Source organism: Micromonospora sp. I033 (assembly GCF_053890995.1).
Genome location: NZ_JBSSLX010000252.1, coordinates 1 through 7,511 on the forward strand (window position 1 = coordinate 1; position 7,511 = coordinate 7,511).

The 7,511-nt window shown below is 76.9% G+C and carries 7 protein-coding genes and 1 pseudogene; 2 read left to right on the plus strand and 6 right to left on the minus strand.

All coding sequences use genetic code 11. The annotated features are described in order from the left end of the window. Positions 1–485: 485 nt before the first annotated feature. Genes ACW0Q9_RS27225 through ACW0Q9_RS27240 form a run of 4 tightly spaced genes read right to left on the minus strand, consistent with a single transcriptional unit; the run spans position 486 to position 3,113 of the window. A complete protein-coding gene (locus tag ACW0Q9_RS27225) occupies positions 486–1,370 on the minus strand; it encodes an NAD kinase (protein WP_355644122.1) in 885 nt (294 codons plus the stop codon). Further along, on the minus strand, positions 1,367–2,221 hold the full coding sequence (locus ACW0Q9_RS27230; RefSeq protein WP_456186077.1) for a TlyA family RNA methyltransferase: 855 nt from the start codon (positions 2,219–2,221) through the stop codon (positions 1,367–1,369). Before ACW0Q9_RS27230 ends, ACW0Q9_RS27225 begins: the two co-directional genes overlap by 4 nt. Before the next feature lie 23 nt (positions 2,222–2,244). Continuing rightward, complete coding sequence (locus ACW0Q9_RS27235) at positions 2,245–2,490, minus strand: hypothetical protein (RefSeq protein ID WP_456186079.1); 246 nt, start codon at positions 2,488–2,490, stop codon at positions 2,245–2,247. Beyond that, positions 2,487–3,113: a hypothetical protein gene (locus tag ACW0Q9_RS27240; RefSeq protein ID WP_456186081.1), complete on the minus strand. Its 627-nt coding sequence runs from the start codon at positions 3,111–3,113 to the stop codon at positions 2,487–2,489. The genes ACW0Q9_RS27235 and ACW0Q9_RS27240 overlap by 4 nt, the downstream gene beginning before the upstream one ends. 111 nt (positions 3,114–3,224) lie before the next feature. Between ACW0Q9_RS27240 and ACW0Q9_RS27245 the strand changes: the two genes are divergently transcribed. Next, positions 3,225–3,560 carry an SCP2 sterol-binding domain-containing protein gene (locus tag ACW0Q9_RS27245; RefSeq protein ID WP_456186083.1) on the plus strand — a complete coding sequence of 112 codons (336 nt, stop codon included), beginning with the start codon at positions 3,225–3,227 and terminating at the stop codon, positions 3,558–3,560. 6 nt (positions 3,561–3,566) lie between these two features. Here the strand turns inward: ACW0Q9_RS27245 and ACW0Q9_RS27250 are convergent, their stop codons facing one another. Beyond that, positions 3,567–4,562, minus strand: a complete 996-nt coding sequence (locus ACW0Q9_RS27250) for an HAD-IIA family hydrolase (protein WP_456186087.1) — start codon at positions 4,560–4,562, stop codon at positions 3,567–3,569. A 529-nt stretch (positions 4,563–5,091) separates the two neighbouring features. After that, positions 5,092–5,842: pseudogene (locus ACW0Q9_RS27255) on the minus strand (hypothetical protein); the annotation flags it as partial. Between ACW0Q9_RS27255 and ACW0Q9_RS27260 the strand changes: the two are divergent. After that, positions 5,735–7,141 carry a hypothetical protein gene (locus ACW0Q9_RS27260; protein WP_456186085.1) on the plus strand — a complete coding sequence of 469 codons (1,407 nt, stop codon included), beginning with the start codon at positions 5,735–5,737 and terminating at the stop codon, positions 7,139–7,141. The pseudogene ACW0Q9_RS27255 and the gene ACW0Q9_RS27260 overlap by 108 nt on opposite strands. Positions 7,142–7,511: the final 370 nt, after the last annotated feature.

A 7,511-nucleotide genomic window follows, 5' to 3' on the forward strand; every position in this document is an offset into this window, starting at 1 on the left:
GGAGATGTGAATAAGAGACCGGTCCTTGGGCCCCGGGGGGAGAAAGCGGCGTCCCGCCGATCCGGCCGACCCGCCCGGGGTCGAAACCCGGCCGGGCGCGGCTCGCCGTCCGCCCGCCGCGGCCGGCCGCGACTCCTCCGACACCCCAACCGTCGTGGACCCGACCACCCCCTGGCCAGGGCCACGACCGTCGGGCTGCGCGGTCCGGGTGGACACGGGCCTCCCCGCCCCACCCGGACTCCACCTCGGCGCAGCCCGGACGCCCCGGCCGCCGTCCCACGGACGGCGGTGTCGGCCCCGACGATCGGGTCCCGCAGCAGGGGCGGGGACCACCGCCGGCCCGGGTGCCGGCGGCGTACGCCGGAACCCGGCGCGGCGTGCCGTCGTCGGGGGAGGCTCCTACCGTAACCCGCCCGGGGCCGGCCCCGGGTACGCCGAACGGGCCGACGCCAGGTCGGCCCGTCGGGTCTTCGCTGAGTCGCCGGTCAGCGACGGCTGCCGCGCCAGCCCTGCACGGGCAGGTCGAACTTGGCCACCAGCCGGTCGGTGAAGGGCCGCGCCCGGAGCCGGACGATGCGCACCGGCAACGCGCCCCGGCGCACGGTGACCCGGGCGCCCGGGGGCAGGTCGTAGACCCGCCGGCCGTCGCAGCAGAGCACCGCCAGGGTGGTGAACGGGTCCACGGTGATCGCGAAGGTGGACGTCGGCGCGGTGACGAGCGGGCGGCTGAACAGCGCGTGCGCGCTGATCGGGACCAGCAACAGCGCCTCCACCTCCGGCCAGACCACCGGCCCGCCGCCGGAGAACGCGTACGCGGTCGAGCCGGTGGGCGTCGCGCAGACCACGCCGTCGCAGCCGTAGCGGGACAGCGGCCGGCCGTCCACGTCGACGAGCAGCTCCAGCATCTGGGCCCGCTCGCCCTTCTCCACGCTGATCTCGTTCAACGCCCACGACTCGATGGTCGGGCCGCCCTCGAACTCGGCGGTGACGTCGAGGGTGAGCCGTTCGTCCACCGTGTAGTTGCGCCCGACCACGTCGCGCACCGCGCTGTCCAGGTCGTCGATCTCCGCCTCGGCGAGGAAGCCGACCTTGCCCAGGTTGATGCCGAGCAGCGGCGCCTTGGCCGGCCGGGCCAGCTCGGCGGCGCGCAGGAAGGTGCCGTCCCCGCCGAGCGCGAAGACGATCTCCGCGCCCTCGGCGGCCTCCGGGCCGGTCACCGGCACCACGCCGGGCAGGTCCAGGTCGTCGGCCTCCTCGGCGACCACCCGCACCTCGAAGCCGGCGGCGATGAGGTCGGCCGCCACCGCGCGGGCGTGCTCGGTGCTGCGCCGACGGCCCGTGTGCGTCACCAGCAGAGCGGTCCGGCTCACCCGGGCACCTCCTCAGTCGTGGCCGTCGGCCCGGCGGCCGGGGAACCCTGCGGGCCGGCGGCCACCACCGCGCGCACCCGGTCGGGGTCCGCGGCGGGCGCGTCCCGGCGCAACCATACGAAGAACTCCACGTTGCCGCTCGGCCCGGGCAGCGGGCTGGCGGCCACGTCGGCCAGGCCCAGCCCGAGCTGCGCGGCCGCGGCGGCCACGTCGAGCACCGCCTCGGCACGCAGCTCCGGGTCGCGGACCACCCCGCCAGCGCCGACCCGCTCCTTGCCGACCTCGAACTGCGGCTTGACCATCAGCGCGAGGTCGCCGTCGGGCCGCGTGCAGCCGGCCAGCGCGGGCAGCACCAGCCGCAGCGAGATGAACGACAGGTCGGCCACCGTCAGGTCGACCGGGCCGCCGATCGCCTCCGGCGTGAGGGTACGCACGTTGGTGCGCTCGAAGACGTGCACCCGGTCGTCGTTCCGCAGCGACCAGGCGAGCTGCCCGTAGCCGACGTCCACCGCCACCACCTCGGCGGCGTCGCCGCGCAGCAGCACGTCGGTGAAGCCGCCCGTGGAGGCGCCCGCGTCCAGGCAGCGCCGGCCCGCCACGGCCAGCCCGCCGGGGGCGAACGCGGCGAGCGCGCCGGCCAGCTTGTGGCCGCCCCGCGAGACGTACTCCGCGGCCGGGTCCGCGCCGGTGACCAGCAGCGGGTCGGCCGGGTCCACCATCGCGGCGGCCTTGCGGGCCGGCACCCCGCGGAGCTGGACGCGACCGGCCTCCACCAGCGCGGCGGCCTGCTCCCGGGAGCGGGCCAGGCCGCGGCGGACGAGTTCGGCATCCAGCCGGGTACGACGTGCCATCGGTGGTTCTTCTCCGCCTCTCCTCAGGCCTGGTCGATGCTGGCCAGGGTCTCGCGCAGCGTCTCGTACGCCGCCTCGTACTGGGCGATCTGGTCCGCCGGGGACAGCGGCTCGGCGTTGATCATGGCTTGCACGGCGGCGTCCACCGCCGGGTGCCGTGCCTCGCCGACGTCCTCGACCGGCGCCGGCCGCACGCCCGGGGGCGGACCGGGCCGGGGACCGGCCGGCGGCGGCCCGGGTCGGGGGCCGGGACGGAAGGGCGCGGTCACGAGCCGGCACCACCGGTCGGCTTGCGGCCGGCGGCCTTCTTCGCCGGGCGCACCGGCGCGGCCGGTGACTCCTCCGCCGGGGTGCGCGCGACGGTGGCGGCCGGCTTCTTGGCGATGGCCTTCTTCGCCACGGCCTTCTTCGCGATCGCCTTGGTCCGCGCGGGCACGGGAGGCGCCGAGACCGGCGCCTCGGCGCCCGGCGTGGCCGGGGGCGGCTGCTCAGCGGTCGGCTCTTCGGAGGGCGCCACCTCACCGGCTCCCGCCGTCTCGGCGGCCGGGGGCGGCCCGCCCGGCGCGCGCCGGGTCTCCGGTGCGCCGGTGCCCTTCGCCTCGCGCAGCTGCCGCTCCAGGTCGTGCACCCGGCGGGTCAGCTCGGCGACCTCGTCGGCGGTGGCCAGCCCGACCGCGCCGAGCGCGCGGTCCACCTCGAAGCGGACCAGCTTGGTCAGCGCCTCCCGGTTCGCCAGGCCGGTGGAGACCAGCTCCTCGGCGAGCGCCTGGAGCTGGGCGGCGGTCGCGCCGCCCTGGCCGACCACGCGTTTCACGGCGTCCTGGGCCTTCTTCCGGGGCGCCTCCGTCAGGCCCATGGCCAGCTCGAGGTAGGCGCGCCACGCGTCCTGCATGCCTGAGTCCTTCCGCGGGGCGAGGTGTGCAGGTGTCACGCTACCGGGCGCCCCGGACGCACCATTGCGGTACGGTGCCGGGAAACGGCGTGGCACGTGTGAGGAGACGATGTGGCCAGCGTGGACGAGTGCCGGCAGGCGTTGCAGGACCTGGCCGCCCGGCTGGACCGGCACGCCGAGGTGCAGGGGCGGATCGACCTCGACCGGACCCTCGCCTGCCGCATCACCGACCTGGACACCGCGTTCCACGGGCGCCTCGAGGGCGGCCGGCTGGTCGACCTGGCCGACGGCGACGACCCGAAGGCGAAGATCGCGCTGAGCACCAGCAGCGACGACCTGGTCGCCCTGGTGCACGGTCAGCTCGACATCATGAAGGCGGTGGGCTCCCGGCGGGTGTCCGTCAAGGCCAACCCGTTCGACCTCATGAAGCTCCGCAAGCTGCTCTGACCGGGATCAGTCCGTCAGGCCCAGCGCGGCCAGGGCCTTTTCCGCCGCCGCGGACACCGGCCGCACCCGCGGCCCGGCCGCCGTCGACCAGGCCGCCCCGCAGAGCGCCGCGAGGGCGTCCAGCGGGCGTCCCGCACCGTCGAGGGCGAGCCCGCCGTCGGCCACGCTCACCGACCAGCCACCGGCGTCCGCCGCGCCCGGCACCCGCACCACGGCCGCCGGGTCGAAGAGCCCCGCCAGGTCGAAGGAGACGTACGCGGGCCGGCGCGACTCGGGCACGGCCAGCAGCTCGGCCACGTCGCTGACCCCGGTGAGCACCAGCAGGCTGTCCAGGCCGGCGCGGCGGGCCCCCTCGATGTCGGTGTCCAGCCGGTCGCCGACCACCAGGGTCCGGCCCGTGCCGGCCCGGCGTGCCGCGGTGGCGAACAGCGCCGGTTCCGGCTTGCCCACCACCACGTCCGGGTCCCGCCCCAACGCCGTGCGCAGCACCGCCACCAGCGAGCCGTTGCCCGGCAGCGGGCCCCGCGGGCTGGGCAGGGTCCGATCGGTGTTGGTGGCGTACCAGGGCGCGCCCGCCCGGACCGCCAGGGACGCCTCGGCCAGGTCGGACCAGCCGACCTTCGGGCCGTACCCCTGGGCCACGGCCGCGGGTTCCTCGTCGGCCGTCGACACCGGGCGCAGGCCCACGGCCCGCAGCTCGGCGCGGAGCGCCTCGGCCCCGACCACCAGCACCGGCGCGCCGGCGGGCAGCCGGTCGCGCAGCAGCTCGGCGGTGGCGGCCGCGGAGGTCAGCACCTCCTCCGGCCCGGCCGGCACCCCCATGCCGGTCAGCAGGTCGGCCACCTCGCTGGAGCGGCGCGAGGCGTTGTTCGTCGCGTACGCGACCGCCCGCCCCTCGGCGTGCAGCCGGCCCACCGCCTCGACCGCACCGGGGATCGGCCGGTCGATCAGGTAGATCACCCCGTCCAGGTCGAAGACGACCAGGGCGTACCCGTCGACCAGCCGGCCGCTCGTTCCGGCCCGGTCGCGTTCCCCGCGATCCGGACCGGAACCCGCGTCCCCGGTGCTCGCGGTCACCGGCGCTCCGACTCCGCGGACCCCTCGTCCGTCGCGTCGCCGCCCCGGGTGTCCGGACCGGTGGCGTCGACGGCGGCGGCGCGGGTGTCGGCGGCGAGCAAGCGCGCGTCCGCGTCGGTCAGCTCGTCGTCGCCCAGGTCAGCCGCGTTCCGGTCCCGGTACCCGGCGCCCTCGCCGGCCGGCACCGCGTCACCGGCATCGGCGGCCACGGCGTCCGCCGTGTCGGCGTCGGCCCGCAGCCGGGCGTCGCCGTCGAGGTCGTCGTCCTCGCCGCCCTCGTCGTCCCGGTCGTCGCCCCGATCCGCGTCGCCGTCGAGGTCGTCGTCCTCGTCGTCGTAGTCGTCGTCCTCGCCGTCGTCGAGGTCGTCGTCCTCGTCGTCGTCGCGCTCGTCATCGTCGTGCTCGTCGTCGTCGCGCTCGTCATCGTCGTGCTCGTCGTCGGCGCCGCCGGTCAGGTCGGCGTCGGGACGGGCCGGGACGGCGCCCGGGGTGCCGGGACCGGCGGCGAACTCCTCGTCCTCCTCCTCGTCACCCTCGATGACGACGCCGTCGAGCTCCAGCAGCCGCTCGGCGGCGTCGGTCTCGCCCTCGGCGTCCACGTCGGCGGCCCGGGAGAACCACTCCCGCCCCTCCTCGCGTCGGCCCACGGCCAGCAGCGCGTCCGCGTACGCGTAGCGCAGCCGCGCCGCCCACGGCTCGGTCGACTCGGCGGTCAGCTCGGGCACCTGGAGCATGGCCACGGCCGCGTCCTTCTGCCCGAGGTCGCCCCGCGCACCGGCGGCCACGATCAGCAGCTCGGCGGCGACCGCCTGGTCGAGCTTGTCCCGGTCGGCCCCGCGGAACAGGTCGATGGCCCGCTCCGGGCGACCCAGCGCCCGCTCGCAGTCGGCCAGCACCGCCAGGTGGCTCTGCAACCCGGTCATCCGGTGGTAGGTGCGCAGCTCGGCGACGGCCGTCTGCCACTCCCCCGCGTGGTACGCGGCCAGCCCGACGGCCTCCCGCACCGCGGCGATCCGCGAGGCGAGCCGGCGGGCGGCCATGGCGTGCGCCAGGGCCTCGGCCGGGTCGTCGTCGATCAGCAGCCCGGTCGCGACCAGGTGCCGGGCGACGGTCTCCGCCACCGGCTTGGCGAGGGAGAGCAGCTCCGCCCGCACGGTCGAGTCGAGGTCGCTCGCGACCACCTCGTCCGGCAGCGCCGGCGCCACACCGGTACGCCCCTCGGCGCGCTCGTCCTGCCGCTCGCGGTAGGCGCCCTCATCGCGACGGTCGTCCCGGCCGTAGCCCCGGCGTTCCCCGCCCCGGTCGGTACGCTCCCGACCGCCAGGGAAGCCACCCTCGCGCTCCTCGCGACGGAAGCCGCCGGGCCGCTCGTCACGACGGAAGCCCTCGCGGCGCTCGCCACCTTCGCGGCGCTCGCCACCCCGGAAACCGCCCTCACGACGCTCACCGCCGCGGAAGCCGCCCTCGCGGCGCTCGCCACCGCGGAAACCGCCCTCGCGGTCCTCGCGACGGAAGCCCTCGCGGCGCTCACCGCCGGCGAAGCCCTCACGGCGCTCGCCACCCCGGAAGCCACCTTCGCGACGCTCGCCGCCCCGGAAGCCGCCCTCGCGCTCGCCACCGCGGAAGCCACCCTCACGACGGTCCCCACCACGGAAGCCGCCTTCACGGTCGCCGCCGCGGAAGCCGCCCTCGCGACGCTCACCGCCGCGGAAGCCCTCGCGGCGCTCACCGCCGAAGCCACCTTCGCGACGCTCGCCACCGCGGAAACCGCCCTCACGGTCGCCGCCACGGAAGCCACCCTCGCGACGCTCACCACCGCGGAAGCCACCCTCACGGCGCTCGCCACCGCGGAAGCCGCCCTCGCGGTCGCCGCCACGGAAGCCACCCTCGCGACGCTCACCACCGCGGAAGCCACCCTCGCGACGCTCGCCACCGCGGAAGCCACCCTCGCGGCGCTCACCGCCGGCGAAGCCCTCACGGCGCTCACCGCCCCGGAAGCCACCTTCACGGTCGCCGCCACGGAAGCCACCCTCGCGACGCTCACCGCCGGCGAAGCCCTCACGGCGCTCACCGCCCCGGAAGCCACCTTCACGGTCGCCGCCACGGAAGCCACCCTCACGACGCTCACCGCCGCGGAAACCGCCCTCGCGACGCTCACCGCCACGGAAACCGCCCTCGCGGCGCTCGCCACCGCGGAAGCCACCCTCGCGGTCGCCGCCACGGAAGCCACCCTCACGACGCTCGCCACCGCGGAAACCACCCTCGCGGTCGCCGCCACGGAAGCCACCCTCACGACGCTCACCGCCGCGGAAGCCACCCTCGCGGCGCTCACCGCCGGCGAAGCCCTCACGGCGCTCACCGCCCCGGAAGCCACCTTCACGGTCGCCGCCACGGAAGCCACCCTCACGACGCTCACCGCCACGGAAGCCACCCTCACGGCGATCGCCGCCCCGGAAGCCGCCCTCGCGGTCCCCACCGCGGAAGCCACCCTCCCGAGGGCCTGAGCGGAAGCCTTCGCGACGCTCGCCGCCGCGGAACCCGCCCTCGCGGTCGTCGCGGCGGAACCCGCCCTCACGGCGGTCGCCGCCGCGGGGGGCGCCGTCGCGGTCGTCGCGGCGGGGGTAGCCACCCTCGCGGCGGTCGCCGCCGCGGAAGCCGCCCCGCTGGCCGCCCGAGCGGTCGTCGCGGTCGCCCCGGTACGAGGGACGGTCGTCGCGACGGTTGTCGCCGCGTCCCTGCCCACGCTCGGCGCGGTCCTCGTAACGACGGGGGCGGTCCTCGCCCTGCGGTCCTGAACTCACAGGTACATCCTTCCTCATTGCGTCTCCAAGGACGCTAACGCAGTCGAGGGCCGACCCTGCTGGGGCGGCCCTC